This window comes from Allostella sp., assembly GCF_041913585.1.
GTDB lineage: Bacteria > Pseudomonadota > Alphaproteobacteria > ATCC43930 > Allostellaceae > Allostella.
Genome location: NZ_JAYSFE010000041.1, coordinates 20,754 through 34,627, shown reverse-complemented (window position 1 = coordinate 34,627; position 13,874 = coordinate 20,754). Strand labels below are relative to the sequence as shown.

Below are 13,874 nucleotides of genomic sequence, written 5' to 3'. Positions count from 1 at the left end.
GCCTGGCTCTCGCCGCTCACTCCTGTCCGGCCTGCCGCTCCTTCCAGATGAACCACAGGTTCCGGGCATAGACGAGGAGGCCGAGACCCTGGCCGGCGATGAAGACCGGGTCCTCGCGGTGGATGGCATAGGCGAGCAGGGTGACGCCGCCGAGCACGCTGAAGTACCAGAAGGCGACCGGGATCACGCTCTTCTTGAGCTTCTCGCTCATGATCCACTGGACGAAGAAGCGGGCCGAGAAGAGCGCCTGCCCGGCGAAGCCGACGACCAGCCAGAAGGTCGGGATGTCGAAGTCCATGCCAATTCCTACCTGCAGTCGGTCCTCATTCCCCGTCGGGCACGACCTCGGGCCGGCGGCCGCGGCGCATCAGCCACATGACGCCGAGAAGGTCGCTGAGCGAGACGAGCAGCCGGTCGAGATTGCCGTAGTTGGAGCGGCCGCGGGTGCGCGGGCGATGGTTGACCGGCAGCGATACCACCTTCTGCCCGCGGCGGATGTAGAGCGCCGGCAGGAACCGGTGCATGTGGTCGAAGCCGGGCAGGTCGAGAAACTCGTCGCGCCGGAAGAGCTTGAGGCCGCAGCCGGTATCCGGCGTGTCGTCGCCGAGCAGCCGCGCGCGGATGCCGTTGGCGAGGCGCGAGGCCCAGCGCTTGGCGCGGCTGTCCTGGCGCTTGACCCGCCGCCCGGCGACGAGGCCGAGGCCGGGCGGGGCGTCGGCCCCGGTGGCGAAGGCCCACAGGTTCGGAATGTCGGCGGGGTCGTTCTGGCCGTCGCCGTCGAGCGTCGCGATCCAGGGCGCCTGCGCCGCCTTGACGCCGGTGCGCACCGCCGCGCTCTGCCCGCAGCTCGCACGGTGGCGGACGAGGCGCAGCTGCGGCACCTCGCGCTGGAGCGCCCGGATGCGGGCAGCCGTATCGTCGCTGCTGCCGTCGTCGACATAGACGATCTCGAATTCGACCCGCCCGCCGAGGGCGTCGCGGATCTCCGCCACCAGCGGCGCGATGTTCTCCGCCTCGTTGCGGACCGGGATGACGACGGCGAGTTCGGGCACGGGCGGGACGGTTCCGATGTCGGGCGCGGGCGGGGGGTCCGCGCGCGCGGCCGTCCTCTAGCACGATCGGCCGCGCCGGCCAAAGCGCCCGCCGACCGGATCAGAAGTCGGTGCAGCGGCCCTTGTAGTGCCAGTCGCCGTGGCGGGTCGGCTCGGGCCCCGGCGGGCCGCCGATCTCGCGCGGCGGGGGCGGGGCGGCGGGGAGTTCTGCCGGCGGCTTCGGCTCCGGCTTGCGCGGTTCTTCCATGGGCAGGAAGATACGCCGTGCGGCCGGGATTCCAAGCCGTCGGCCGCAAGCACCCACCGTCCGTAGGGGCTTGAACGGCGGCCGGTTCCGGGCCATTTCCTCGCTCGGAGGATACCACCGAACAAATGAGCAACTATCTGCGCACGGGCGTCCTGATCGCCGTCCTGACGGCGCTGTTCGCCGGTATCGGGTTCCTGATCGGCGGCCCGCAGGGCATGGTGATCGCGTTCCTGATCGCGGCGGCGATGAACCTCTTCGCCTACTGGAACTCGGACAAGGTCGTGCTGCGCATGTACGGCGCGACCGAGGTCGACCGCCAGTCGGCGCCCGGGCTCTACGGCATCGTCGAGCAGCTGGCGCAGCGCGCCGAGATCCCGATGCCGCGCGTCTACATCATCGAGAACGACCAACCCAACGCCTTCGCGACCGGCCGCAACCCGGAGAACGCCGCGGTCGCGGCGACGACCGGCCTGCTCGACCGCCTGTCGACGGAGGAGGTCGCGGGCGTCATGGCGCACGAGATCGCGCATGTGAAGAACCGCGACACGCTGACCATGACGATCACCGCGACCATCGCCGGCGCCATCGGTATGCTGGCGCAGATGGCGATGTTCATGGGCGGCTCCAGCAACAACGGCGAGAACCGCGGCGGGGTCGGCATGATCGGCGGCATCCTGCTGATGATCCTGGCGCCGATGGCCGCCGCGCTCGTCCAGATGGCGATCTCGCGCTCGCGCGAGTACGAGGCCGACCGCATCGGCGCCGAGATCGCGGGGCAGCCGCTGTGGCTCGCGAGCGCCCTGGAGAACATCCACCGCACCGCCGACGCCATTCCCAACGAGGATGCCGAGCGCAACCCGGCGACCGCGCACATGTTCATCTACAACCCCCTGCACGGGCGCGGCGCCGACAACCTGTTCTCGACCCATCCCGCGGTCGAGAACCGCGTCGCCCGCCTGGAGCAGATGGCCCGTCAGATGGGCGTCGGTCGCGGACCCGCCGCGCGTCGGCGGCCGTGGGGCTGACCTCGCGCGCGGCCGGCCGGCCGACCGCGCCCCCGAAGCCGCCGCCCGCCGCCGGCCTCCCGGCCCGCCGGGCGGCGGCGGCGATCCTGTTCGCGGTCCTGGAACAGCGCCGGCCGCTCGACGAGGCGCTGGCGGAGTGGCGCGACGACACGCTGGCCGGGCGCGACCGCGCCTTCGCGCGGCGCCTCGTCGCGACGGCCCTGCGCCGCCTCGGCGAGATCGACGCGGTCCTGGCCGGCCATCTGGCCCAGCCGCTGGAGCGCGCCCACCCCCGCGCGCGCTCGGCGCTGCGTCTCGGCGTCGCCCAGATCGTCCATCTCGGCACCCCGGCGCACGCCGCCGTCTCGGCCACCGTCGCCACCCTGGACGGGCACGGCACCGAGCGGCTGAAGGGGCTGGTCAATGCCGTCCTCCGCAAGGTGGCGGCCGCCGGTCACGCCCCGCGCGAGGGCGTGGCGGCCGCCCGCAAGAACACCCCGCAATGGCTGTGGACGACCTGGGAGCGCGCCTATGGCGCCGATGGTGCGGCGGCGATCGCCGCCGCCCACCTCGCCGACCCGCCGCTCGACCTGACGGTGCCCGACGATGCCGACGGCTGGGCGGCGCGGATCGGCGGCCTCGTCCGCCCGACCGGCACCGTCCGGGTCGTCGATGCCGGCCCGGTCGCCGAGCTTCCGGGCTACGCCGAGGGCGCCTGGTGGGTGCAGGACGCCGCCGCCGCCCTTCCGGTCCGGCTCCTCGGCGACGTCGCCGCCCGGTCGGTCCTCGACCTCTGCGCCGCCCCCGGCGGCAAGGCGGCACAACTGGCCGCCGCGGGCGCCCGCGTCACCGCGGTCGACCTCTCGCCGCGGCGCAGCCGGACGCTGGCCGCCAACCTGGAACGGCTCGCCCTGGCGGTCGAGATCGTGACCGCCGACGCCGTCGCGTGGCGGCCGGAGGAGCCGGCCGACGCGGTGCTGGTCGACGCGCCCTGTTCGGCCACCGGCACCATCCGCCGGCATCCGGACATCCTGCATCTGCGCCATCCGGAGGAGATCGACCGGCTGCTGCCGCTGCAGGACCGGCTGCTCGCCGCCGCCGTCGAGATGGTGAAGCCCGGCGGCCGCATCGTCTTCGCCACCTGCTCGCTCCAGCCGGAGGAGGGGATGGCGCGCATCCGGGCGCTGCTCGAGTCCGGCGCTCCCGTCGTCCTCGACCCCGTCCGGCCGGAGGAGTTGCCCGGCCTGCCCGAGGCGGCGGCGGCCGACGGGACGCTGCGCACGCTGCCCTCCTTCTGGCCCGAGGCCGGCGGGATGGACGGGTTCTTCGCCGCCCGCTTGCGGCGACTCCCGGTCGGTTGATAGGAGAAGCGTCATGCGGCAGCGGGTGCGCATTGCACCGTCGATCCTCTCGGCGGATTTCGCGCGCCTCGGCGACGAGGTGCGGGCGATGGAAGCCGCCGGGGCCGACCTCATCCATATCGACGTCATGGACGGGCACTATGTCCCGAACCTGACGATCGGCCCGGCCGTGGTGAAGGCGCTGCGGCCGCTGACGACGCTGCCGTTCGACGTCCACCTGATGTGCGCGCCGGTCGACCCGATCCTGCCGGCCTTCGCCGAGGCGGGCGCCGACATCCTGACCGTCCATCCCGACGCCGGTCCGCATGTCCACCGCACCGTCCAGCTCATCCGCTCGCTGGGCTGCCGGGCCGGGATCGCGCTGAATCCGGGCACGCCGGTCGAGGCGCTCGACTATCTCCTCGGCGACATCGACCTCGTGCTGGTGATGTCGGTCAATCCCGGCTTCGGCGGCCAGGCCTTCATCGCCTCGCAGCTCGACAAGATCCGGGCGGTGCGGACCCGCATCGCCGCCGCCGGTCGCCCGGTCGACCTCGAGGTCGACGGCGGCGTCAATGTCGAGACGGCGCGCCTGTGCATCGAGGCGGGGGCGGACATGCTGGTCGCCGGGACGGCGTCCTTCGCCGGCGGCCCCGCGGCCTATGCCGGCAACATCGCCCGGCTGAAGGGCGGCTGAATGCCGGCGCGGGGCCGATGAACGCGGTGGGAGCCATGCCGGGCCCGTCCGGCGGCGGCGCCCGGCGCTGGGGACGCGGCCTCGCGCGCGCGGTCGCCGCCACCGTCTTCGACAGCCCGACCTACCGCTGGACGCTCCTCGGCTCCAAGCCGCGCTCGGTCGCCCGGCTGCCGGTCGATCCCTGGGCCGGCGACCCGATCCAGGGCGGCCACATCCTGCAGGGCGAGCTGCGCATCGCCGGCGACCGCATCCGCACCGAGGGCATGTGGCGGATGGCGGTGCTGCCGAATTCGACCCTGGCGGCGATGCACGGCTTCCGCTGGCTGCGCGACCTGCGCGCGCTCGGCACGCCGACGGCGGCCGCCGCCGCCCGCGGCTTCGTCGACGAGTGGCTGGCGATCCCGCCCTTGTGGCAGCCGGTCGCGTGGCGCAGCGACGTCCTGGGCGAGCGACTCTTCGCCTGGCTCGCCCACGCCGACTGGTTCGCCGGCAGCTCCGATCCCGCCTTCGACCGCCGCCTGCTCGACGGCATCGCCGCCGGCTGCCGCCACCTCTCGCGGGTCGCGAGCTGGGAGCTCGACGGCGAGGGCTGCATCGCCGCCGCCAAGGGTCTGGTCGCCGTCGGCACCTCGCTGGTCGGCGCGGAGGGCTACATCCGCGGCGCGCTGCGCATCCTCGATCGCGAACTGCCGCGCCAGATCGCCCCCGACGGCGGCCACCTGTCGCGCAATCCGGCCGCCCAGGGCCGGGTGCTGGCGCATCTGGTCGAAATCCGCGGCGCGCTCGCCGCCGCCCGGCATCCGATTCCGGACAGCCTGACCCAGGCGATCGACCGGGCGGCGCCGGTGCTGCGCTTCTTCCGCCACGGCGACGGCGGCCTCGCACTCTTCAACGGCAGCCGCGAGGGCGAGGCGAAGTGGCTCGACACGCTGCTGACCCACGCCGACGCCAAGGGCCGCCCGCCGCTCGCCCTGCCGCACACCGGCTTCCAGCGGATGGTGGCCGACCGCACGACGGTGCTGGTCGACACCGGCCAGCCGCCGCCGCGCGGCTTCGACCGCGGCGCCCATGCCGGGCTGCTCTCGTTCGAGCTCTCGGTCGGCAAGGAGCGGCTGATCGTCAATTGCGGCGCCCACCCGACCGGAGCCGGCGACTGGGAACTGGCCCAGCGCGCGACCGCCGCCCACTCGACGCTCTCGGTCGAGGACCGCAACAGCGTCGAGGTCGTCGCCGGCCGCGGCATCGGCCGGCGGCCGAAGACCATCGGCTGCGAGCGTCGCGAAGCGGACGGCGCCACCCTGCTCGACCTCCACCACGACGGCTATGCCCCCGCCTACGGAACCGTCCACCATCGCAGCCTCTACCTCGCGGCATCGGGCGAGGACCTGCGCGGCGAGGACCGGCTGGAGGGCGCGGCCGGCCGCAGCTTCGTCATCCGCTTCCACCTCCATCCGACCGTGCAGGTCTCGCTGACCCAAGGCGGCAACACCGTCTTCCTGCGCGGGCCGAGCGGCACCGGCTGGCGCCTGCGCGTGTCGGGTGCTGCGGTCGGCCTCGCCGACAGCGTCTATCTCGGCGGTCGCGGCGACCCGCGGCGGACCCAGCAGATCCTGCTGTCGGGCGAGACGACGGCCGAGGGAACCAAGATCCGGTGGGCGCTCCAGCGCGAGGACCGCAAGGGGTGAGCCGCACCGCTCGCGGCGGTTGAGCGGTGGAGTTCCGCCGCTGATGCTGGCCTATCTGCTCCTGCTCGCCGGCGCGGTCGGCGTCCTGGCGTGGCTCGCGACCGGCCGGGTGACCCGCTGGCTGCGGCGCCGGGCGATCCTCGACCGGCCGAACGAGCGCTCCTCCCACACGGTGCCGACGCCGCGCGGCGGCGGCCTCGGCCTGCTGCCGCCGCTGCTGCTCGGCTGGTGCCTGCTCGCCGTCCTCGTCGGCGAGCGGCTGCATTGGGCGCTCGCCGCCGGCGCCGCGCTGCTCGCCCTGGTGTCCTGGCGCGACGACCGCGGCGGCCTCTCGGCCGGCATCCGTCTCCTCGCCCAGTTCGCGGCCGTCCTGCCGGCGGTGCTGCTCCTGCCCGGCCCGGTGGCGCAGGGCTGGCTGCCCCCGCCCGTCGACACCGCCTTCGCCGCGCTGGCGTGGGTCTGGTTCGTCAACCTCTACAACTTCATGGACGGGATCGACGGCATCAGCGGCATCGAAACGATGGCGATCGGGGTCGGGCTCGCGCTGACGGCCCTGGTCGCCGGACCCGCCGATGCCGGCGGCTTCGGACTGCTGCTGGCGGCGGCGGCGGCCGGCTTCCTCGTCTGGAACTGGCACCCGGCGCGGGTCTTCCTCGGCGATGTCGGCAGCGTCCCGCTCGGCTATCTCACGGGCGGACTGCTGCTCTTGCTGGCGGCGAAGGGGGCGTGGGCGGCGGCGCTGATCCTGCCCCTCTACTATCTCGCCGACGCGACCATCACGCTGGTCCGCCGCCTGCTGCGGGGCGAGGCGGTGTGGCGCGCCCATCGCGAGCACTTCTATCAGGAGGCGACCCGCCAGGGCCTCGGCCATGCGGCGATCTCGCTGCGCGTCGCCGGCGCCGGCGTGGCGCTGGTCGGCCTCGCCCTGTGGTCGCTGGCGGCGCCGGCGCCCGCCCTGGCGGCCGCGACCGCGCTGGTCGCCCTGCTGCTCTACGAGCTGGGACGCCGGCGATGAGGGTGCTGGTGACCGGCGGCTCGGGCTTCGTCGGCCGGGCGGTGATCGACCGCCTCCGCGCAGGCGGGCACGCGGTCGTGGCGGCGCTGCGCGATCCCGGGTCGGCGCCGCCCGGCGTCGCGGTGCAGGCGATCGGCGACCTCGCGGGCCCGATCGACTGGGCGCCCGCGCTCGCCGGCTGCGACGGCGTCGTCCACCTCGCGGCCCGTGTCCACGTCATGCGCGAGCGTGCCGCCGACCCCGACGCGGCCTTCGCCGCCGTCAACGTCGACGCGACCCGGAGGCTGGCCGAAGCCGCGCTCGCCGCGGGCGCCCGGCGCTTCGTCTTCCTCAGCACGGTCAAGGTGCTGGGCGAGGCGAGCCGGCCCGGCCGCCCGTTCCGCGACGGCGATCCCGAGGCGCCGGAAGACGCCTATGCCCGCTCCAAGCAGGCGGCGGAAGCCGCGCTGGCGGCGCTGCCGGGGCTGGAGCCCGTGGTACTGCGGCCGCCGCTCGTCTACGGCCCCGGCGTCCGCGCCAACCTGCGGGCGCTCGCCCGCCTCGCCCGGTCGGGCGTCCCGCTGCCCTTCGGACGCCTCGACAACCGCCGCAGCCTCGTCGGCGTCACCAACCTCGCGGGCGCGGCCGAGGTCTGCCTCGTCCGCCCCGAGGCGGCGGGCCGGCGGCTGCTGGTCGCCGACTGGCACCCGACCACGGCCGAACTGGCAGCCGCGCTCGCCCGGGCCGCCGGCCGCCGGCCACGGCTGCTGCCGGTGCCGCGGCTGCTGTTCCGCGCGGCCGCCGCACTCGGCGCCGGTGCGGCGATCGACCGGCTCACCCGGCCGCTCGAGGTCGATCCGGCCGGGCTCCGCGGGCTCGGCTGGCGGCCGGAGCGGTCGCCGGAGGTGGAACTGGCGGCGCTGATGGCCGCACTCGGGTGATCCGGCGCGAAGCGGCGTGCTAGGATCGCGTCCTACCATGAAGAGTCGGTTCAACTTCCGGGCCCTCGTCGCCTACTGCCACGATCTCGGCATGGCGGCGCTCTCCTTCCCGATCGCGCTCTGGCTGCGGGTCGGGACGGAGGGGTTCGCCCAGTATCCGACGGAGTGGGTCCTGGGCCATGCGGCCGGACTCGCCGTCGTCTGCGGCGTGGTGTCCTGGCTGACCGGCCTCTATCGCGGCATCTGGCGCTATGCCTCCCTCGACGACATGCTGGCGATCGGGCGGGCGGTCACGGTTTCGATCGTCGTCTTCACCATGCTGGTCTTCATCGTCACCCGCCTCGAACTGCTGCCGCGCTCCAGCCTCGTCATCAACTGGTTCGTGCTGGGAGCGCTGCTCGCCGGGCCGCGGGCGCTCTACCGGGTGCTGAAGGACGGGCGCCTGGACACGGTGCTGCGCCGCGAGGCGAAGGCCGAGGCGGTGCGGCGCATCCCGGTGGTGCTGGTCGGCGCGGGCGATCCGGCGGAGACCTTCATCCGGGAGATGGACAGCCGCCGCGACGCGCCCTTCGCCGTCGTCGGCATCCTCGCCGACCGCACCGGCCGGGTCGGCCGCGAGATCCGCAAGGTCGACGTGCTCGGCACCATCGACGGGTTCGGCGATGCGCTGCGCCGGCTGACGGCGGCGGGCCGGCGGCCGCAGCGCCTCATCCTGACCAAGGAGGACATCGATCCGCCGCGCCTGCGGCGCCTCGTCGAGGAGGCCTCGGCCGAGGGGCTGACGATCGCCCGGCTGCCGCGGCTCACCGATCTGCGCGACGGCGTCGACGACCCGGTGGCGGTGCGGCCGGTGGCGATCGAGGACCTGCTGGGCCGTCCCCAGGCGGTGCTGGAGCGCGAGCGGATGCGCGAACTGATCGCCGGCCGCCGGGTCCTCGTCACCGGGGCGGGCGGCACCATCGGCGGCGAGCTGGTGCGCCAGATCGCGGCCTTCGGGCCAGCCCATCTGGCACTGCTCGACGCCAGCGAATTCAACCTCTACACGATCGACCTCGAGATCGGCGAACGCCATCCCGGGCTGCCGCGCAGCGCCCTCCTGGCCGACGTGCGCGACCGGCTGCGCATCGAGGCGGCGTTCGCCGAGGCGGCGCCGGAACTCGTCTTTCATGCCGGCGCCCTGAAGCACGTCCCCATGGTCGAGCTCAATCCGCTCGAGGGCCTGATGACCAACGCCATCGGGACGCGCCACGTCGCCGACGCCTGCCGGACGACCGGGGTGCGGGCGATGGTGCTGATCTCGACCGACAAGGCGGTCAATCCGGCCAACGTCATGGGCGCGACCAAGCGGCTGGCCGAGAGCTACTGCCAGGCCCTCGACCTCACCGAGCGGCGGCGCCCGGGGGGGACCCGCTTCGTCACCGTCCGTTTCGGCAACGTGCTGGGCTCGACCGGCTCGGTCGTGCCGCTGTTCCAGCGCCAGCTCGCCGCCGGTGGCCCGCTGACCGTGACCCACCCGGACATGACGCGCTACTTCATGACCGTGCGCGAGGCCGTCGAACTGGTCCTGCAGGCATCGGTCCTCGGCGTCGCCGGCGACGAGCCGGCGGGCGAGATCTTCGTCCTCGACATGGGCGAGCCGGTCCGCATCGTCGACCTCGCCCGGCAGATGATCCGGCTCTCGGGGCGGCGGCCGGATGTCGACATCCGCATCGCCTTCGTCGGGCTGCGCCCGGGCGAGAAGCTGGCGGAGGAACTGTTCCACGACGCCGAGGCGCTGATGCCGACGGCCCACCCGGCGATCCGCCGCGCCGCGCCGCGCACTGTCGACGCCGCCTTCCTCGGACGCGGGCTCGACGAGATCTTCGAGGCGGCCCGCGCCGGCCGCCCCGACGCGGCCCTGCTGCTGCTGCGCCGCCTGGTCCCCGACTACCGCCCGCCGGTGCCCGAGACGGCCGCCGCCGCCGGCGCCTGAGGGGCGCTCCGGCACCCTTGGCACGGCGCTTGCCTCGTCCTACGGCATCGAGCCAGGGAGGCGGGGCCGGATGCGCAACATCGAGGACCGGGGCGGACCGGCGCAGCCGCTCCTGATCGTCAACGGCCTGCGCAAGCATTTTCCGCTGAAGCAGCCGCTGCTCGACCGCGGGGCGCGCCCGGTGGTGCGGGCGGTCGACGACGTGTCCTTCAACCTGCCCAAGGGCGGCACGCTGGGGGTCGTCGGCGAGAGCGGCTGCGGCAAGTCGACGACGGCGCGCCTGCTGATGCACCTCGTCGAGCCGGACGCGGGCGACGTCATCTTCGACGGCGAGGCCGTCGCGCGCCACGACGGCATGACCGTGCGCGACATGCGCCGGCAGATGCAGATGGTCTTCCAGGACAGCTACGCCTCGCTCAACCCGCGGCTCACCATCCTGGAGACGATCGCCTTCGGGCCGGTCGCCCACGGCACCCCGGTCCGCCAGGCGCGCGCCGCGGCGGCCGACCTGCTGGCGCGCGTCGGGCTCGAGCCGGCCCAGTTCCAGCGCCGCTATCCGCACGAGCTGTCCGGCGGCCAGCGGCAACGGGTCAACATCGCCCGGGCGCTGGCGCTGGGGCCGCGGCTCCTGATCCTCGACGAGGCGGTGTCGGCGCTCGACAAGTCGGTCGAGGCCCAGGTCCTGAACCTGCTGGCCGAGCTCAAGGAGCAGTTCGACCTGACCTACCTCTTCATCAGCCACGACCTCAACGTCGTCCACTACATCAGCGACGAGGTGATGGTGATGTATCTCGGCAAGGTCGTGGAGATCGGCCCGGTCGAGGTCATCTACGGCGGCGCCCGCCACCCCTACACCCGGGCGCTGCTGGCATCGCGGCCGTCCATGGACCCCGACGTGAAGACGCGCGAGGCGCCGATCTCGGGCGATCCGCCGAACCCGATCGATCCGCCGTCCGGCTGCCGCTTCCGCACCCGCTGCGCCTTCGCCGAGGCGGTCTGCGCCGCCGCCGAGCCGCGGCTCGCCGAGGGTGCGGCACCGGCCCACCTCGTCGCCTGCCACATGAACGATCCGGCGTCCGGCCACGGCCGGGCCCGCCTCGCCGCCTGAAGGGGGGAGGGGACATGGCCAGCCTCCTGTCGGTCCGCGACCTCTCCGTCCGCTTCGTCGGCCGCGACCGCACCGTCCATGCCGTCAACGGCGTCAGCTTCGACCTCGCCGCCGGCGAGGTGCTGGGCATCCTCGGCGAATCCGGGTCGGGCAAGAGCGTGACGCTGCGCGCCATCCTCGGCCTGCTGCCGCCCCGGCGCACCCGCTACGGCGGCTCGATCGCCTTCGAGGGGCAGGAGCTGCTGGGGCTCCCCGGCGCCGCCTTCTCGCGGCTGCGCGGCAAGAGCATCTCGATGATCTTCCAGGAGCCGGCGACGAGCTTCGATCCGGTCTACACCGTCGGCCGCCAGATCATCGAGACGATCGTCCGCCACGAGGGCACGACCGAGGCCGCGGCCGCGGCGCGGGCGAAGGAACTGCTGGAACTCGTGCGCATCCCGTCGGCCGCCGAGCGCCTCCGGGCCTATCCGCACGAGATGTCGGGCGGCATGCGCCAGCGCGCGATGATCGCGCTGGCGCTCGCCTGCCGTCCGAAGCTGCTGCTGGCCGACGAGCCGACGACGGCGCTCGACGCCACCGTGCAGATCCAGGTGCTGCTGCTGCTGGCCCAGCTCCAGAAGGACCTCGGCCTCGGCGTCCTCTTCGTCACCCACGATGTCGGCGTCGCCGTCGAGGTGTCGTCGCGGATCGCCGTCATGTATGCCGGCCGGGTGGTCGAGACGGGGCCGCTGGCCGACGTGGTGCGGCGGCCGGTCCACCCCTACACCCAGGGTCTGCTCGCCTCGACCGTCCATGGCTCGATGCGCGGGCGCCGGCTCGACGCCATCCCCGGGGCACCGCCGTCGCTCGCCGCCGCGCCGGTCGGGTGCAGCTTCGCGCCGCGCTGCCGCCATGCCCATGCGGCCTGCGACGCGGCCCCGCCCGAGCACCGTTTCGGCGACGGACGGATGGCGCGCTGCGTGCTGGCGACGGAGCGCGCGGCAGCGTAGGTAAGGCCCTCGCCGGGACCGAGGGGAGCCGCCGATGAAGCCGATCGAACATGCCGACGCGACGCCGGACGTGCAGGCCGTCTATGACGACATCAAGCGCACGCGCGGCGTGCCGGACGTCAACAACTTCTGGAAGATGGCCGCCCATCATCCGGCGACGCTGCGCCGAACCTGGGAAAGCCTGAAGGAGGTGATGGCGCCGGGGACGCTCGACCCGATGACCAAGGAGATGATCTTCCTCGCCGTCAGCATCACCAACGGCTGCACCTACTGCATCCGCTCGCACGAGGCGGCGGCGCGCAAGGCCGGCATGACCGACGCCCAGCACGGTGAATTGCTGGCCGTGGTCGGGATGGCGAACGAGACGAATCGGCTTGCGAACGGCTATCAGGTCGAGGTCGACGCTGCTCTGCTCGACCGCTAGGCAGGGTTCGTCCGGCCATCCGCAATACAGGCGCTTCAGGACCGCAGTGACGGATCGGAAAGCAACGGCGGCTGGCCACGCAGCCGCCGCGACGGCCGGCGACGCGCGCCGGTCGGGACGGATCGCCGCCATCGGACCGGGGTGGTGGGTCGCGGCCGGTGCGCTCGCGATTTCGACGGGGCTCTGGATCACCGGACGGTCCGGGACGGACGGGACGGGCCTCTGGCCGTGGCTCGGCCCGGGCATGCTGTCCGCGATCTGGGCGATCACGCTGCTGGCGGTGGTCCTGCTGGCGACGGCACGGTCACGGATGATCGAGCCGATGTTCGGCGGCCTCGACCGCGCCGTCCGGCTGCATCGCCGGCTGGGACCGACCGCGATCGGCCTCGTCGTGCTGCACGTCCTCCTCTACCTGCCGCCGATGCTGGGCGCGGGCGTCCCGCTCGGGGACATCCTCGTCCCCTTCTGGTCGCCCGAGGCGCGCACCTTCGATGCCATCGTGCTGTGGACGCTGCTCGCCTGGACCGGCCTCGCTTACGTCCGCGGACTGCCCTACGAGGGCTGGTTGTCGCTACACGGGCTGATGGGGCCGATCTTCCTCGGTGCCGGGGTTCACTCGGTCCTCGAGGGCAGCACCGTCCTCGCCTTCGAGCCGCTGCGCTTCTGGATGTGGTTCCTCGTTCTGGTCGGGGTCGGCGCCTGGGCCTACCGCGTCCTGCTCTACCGCTGGTTCGCGCCGCGCTATCGCTACCGGGTCGAGGCGGTGGAGCCCCGGTCCGGGGATACGATCGACCTCGTCCTGCGGCCGCGCGACCGGCGCATGATCTACGAGCCCGGGACCTTCGTCTTCATCCGCCGCCCCGGACGGGCCGAGTACCACCCGTTCTCGATCTCGTCCTCGCCGGCCGAGCGCAACCTGCGCCTGTCGGTCCGGATGCTGGGGGACTTCACGCGGGCGCTGGCGACGGCGCCCAGGGGCGAGGTCATGGAGGTGTTCGGCCCCTTCGGCAGCTTCACCCCGCACCGCTACGCCCACTACCGGCGGCTGGTCTGCGTCGGGGCCGGCATCGGCATCACGCCCTTCCTCGGCATGCTGCGCTTCGAGATGACGAACGACGATTTCCGCCGCATCTGGCTGTGGTACGTCGTCCGCGACGCCGAGAATGCGCCCTACGACGCCGAGATCCGCGACCTCGCGCTGCGCGCCGATTCGTGGATCGATTACGACCTCTGGATCACGCCCGAGCGCGGGCGCATCACCGCGGCCCAGGTCATGGCCGCGGTCCGGCCGCTCGACGACTATGCGGTGATGCTGTGCGGACGGCCGGAGTTCGTCGGCGACATGGTCCGCCAGTTCCTGGCCGAAGGGCTGCCGCGCGAGCGCCTCGTCTGGGAGGATTTCCACTTCAACTGACGGCCCC

At 73.6% G+C, this 13,874-nt stretch carries 14 protein-coding genes; 11 read left to right on the top strand and 3 right to left on the bottom strand.

Features of this window, described 5'->3' with window-relative positions:
• Positions 1-16: 16 nt before the first annotated feature.
• The 3 genes from ACE3Q3_RS10220 to ACE3Q3_RS10210 all read right to left on the bottom strand — a co-directional run bounded on the left by ACE3Q3_RS10220 (position 17) and on the right by ACE3Q3_RS10210 (position 1,299).
• Positions 17-298: a lipid-A-disaccharide synthase N-terminal domain-containing protein gene (locus ACE3Q3_RS10220; protein ID WP_374445339.1), complete on the bottom strand. Its 282-nt coding sequence runs from the start codon at positions 296-298 to the stop codon at positions 17-19.
• 25 nt (positions 299-323) lie between these two features.
• Positions 324-1,052, bottom strand: coding sequence for a glycosyltransferase family 2 protein (locus ACE3Q3_RS10215; RefSeq protein ID WP_374445336.1), 729 nt, complete (start codon positions 1,050-1,052; stop codon positions 324-326).
• 100 nt (positions 1,053-1,152) lie between these two features.
• Positions 1,153-1,299: a succinate dehydrogenase assembly factor 4 gene (locus ACE3Q3_RS10210; RefSeq protein WP_374445334.1), complete on the bottom strand. Its 147-nt coding sequence runs from the start codon at positions 1,297-1,299 to the stop codon at positions 1,153-1,155.
• Between the two features lie 125 nt (positions 1,300-1,424).
• Between ACE3Q3_RS10210 and htpX the strand changes: the two genes are divergently transcribed.
• From htpX to ACE3Q3_RS10155, 11 genes are all read left to right on the top strand, one after another.
• Complete coding sequence (htpX, locus tag ACE3Q3_RS10205) at positions 1,425-2,324, top strand: zinc metalloprotease HtpX (RefSeq protein ID WP_374445332.1); 900 nt, start codon at positions 1,425-1,427, stop codon at positions 2,322-2,324.
• A complete protein-coding gene (locus tag ACE3Q3_RS10200; RefSeq protein WP_374445329.1) occupies positions 2,315-3,664 on the top strand; it encodes an RsmB/NOP family class I SAM-dependent RNA methyltransferase in 1,350 nt (449 codons plus the stop codon). The genes htpX and ACE3Q3_RS10200 overlap by 10 nt, the downstream gene beginning before the upstream one ends.
• Positions 3,665-3,677: 13 nt before the next feature.
• A complete protein-coding gene (gene rpe / locus ACE3Q3_RS10195) occupies positions 3,678-4,340 on the top strand; it encodes a ribulose-phosphate 3-epimerase (protein WP_374445326.1) in 663 nt (220 codons plus the stop codon).
• 17 nt (positions 4,341-4,357) lie between these two features.
• On the top strand, positions 4,358-6,025 hold the full coding sequence (locus ACE3Q3_RS10190; RefSeq protein ID WP_374445323.1) for a heparinase II/III family protein: 1,668 nt from the start codon (positions 4,358-4,360) through the stop codon (positions 6,023-6,025).
• Positions 6,026-6,068: 43 nt separating this feature from the next.
• Positions 6,069-7,040, top strand: a complete 972-nt coding sequence (locus ACE3Q3_RS10185) for a glycosyl transferase (protein WP_374445320.1) — start codon at positions 6,069-6,071, stop codon at positions 7,038-7,040.
• A complete protein-coding gene (locus tag ACE3Q3_RS10180) occupies positions 7,037-7,960 on the top strand; it encodes an NAD-dependent epimerase/dehydratase family protein (RefSeq protein WP_374445317.1) in 924 nt (307 codons plus the stop codon). The genes ACE3Q3_RS10185 and ACE3Q3_RS10180 overlap by 4 nt, the downstream gene beginning before the upstream one ends.
• Before the next feature lie 37 nt (positions 7,961-7,997).
• A complete protein-coding gene (locus tag ACE3Q3_RS10175; RefSeq protein WP_374445314.1) occupies positions 7,998-9,932 on the top strand; it encodes a polysaccharide biosynthesis protein in 1,935 nt (644 codons plus the stop codon).
• 70 nt (positions 9,933-10,002) lie between these two features.
• Entirely contained in the window at positions 10,003-11,040 is a 1,038-nt protein-coding gene (locus ACE3Q3_RS10170) for an ABC transporter ATP-binding protein (RefSeq protein ID WP_374445311.1), read from the top strand.
• Positions 11,041-11,054: 14 nt separating this feature from the next.
• The gene (locus ACE3Q3_RS10165; protein ID WP_374445308.1) at positions 11,055-12,029 is read left to right on the top strand and encodes an ABC transporter ATP-binding protein; all 975 of its coding nucleotides are present in this window, start codon (positions 11,055-11,057) and stop codon (positions 12,027-12,029) included.
• A gap of 34 nt (positions 12,030-12,063) precedes the next feature.
• Positions 12,064-12,453, top strand: a complete 390-nt coding sequence (locus tag ACE3Q3_RS10160) for a carboxymuconolactone decarboxylase family protein (RefSeq protein WP_374445306.1) — start codon at positions 12,064-12,066, stop codon at positions 12,451-12,453.
• Positions 12,454-12,697: 244 nt separating this feature from the next.
• Positions 12,698-13,867, top strand: coding sequence for a ferric reductase-like transmembrane domain-containing protein (locus tag ACE3Q3_RS10155; RefSeq protein WP_374445303.1), 1,170 nt, complete (start codon positions 12,698-12,700; stop codon positions 13,865-13,867).
• Positions 13,868-13,874: the final 7 nt, after the last annotated feature.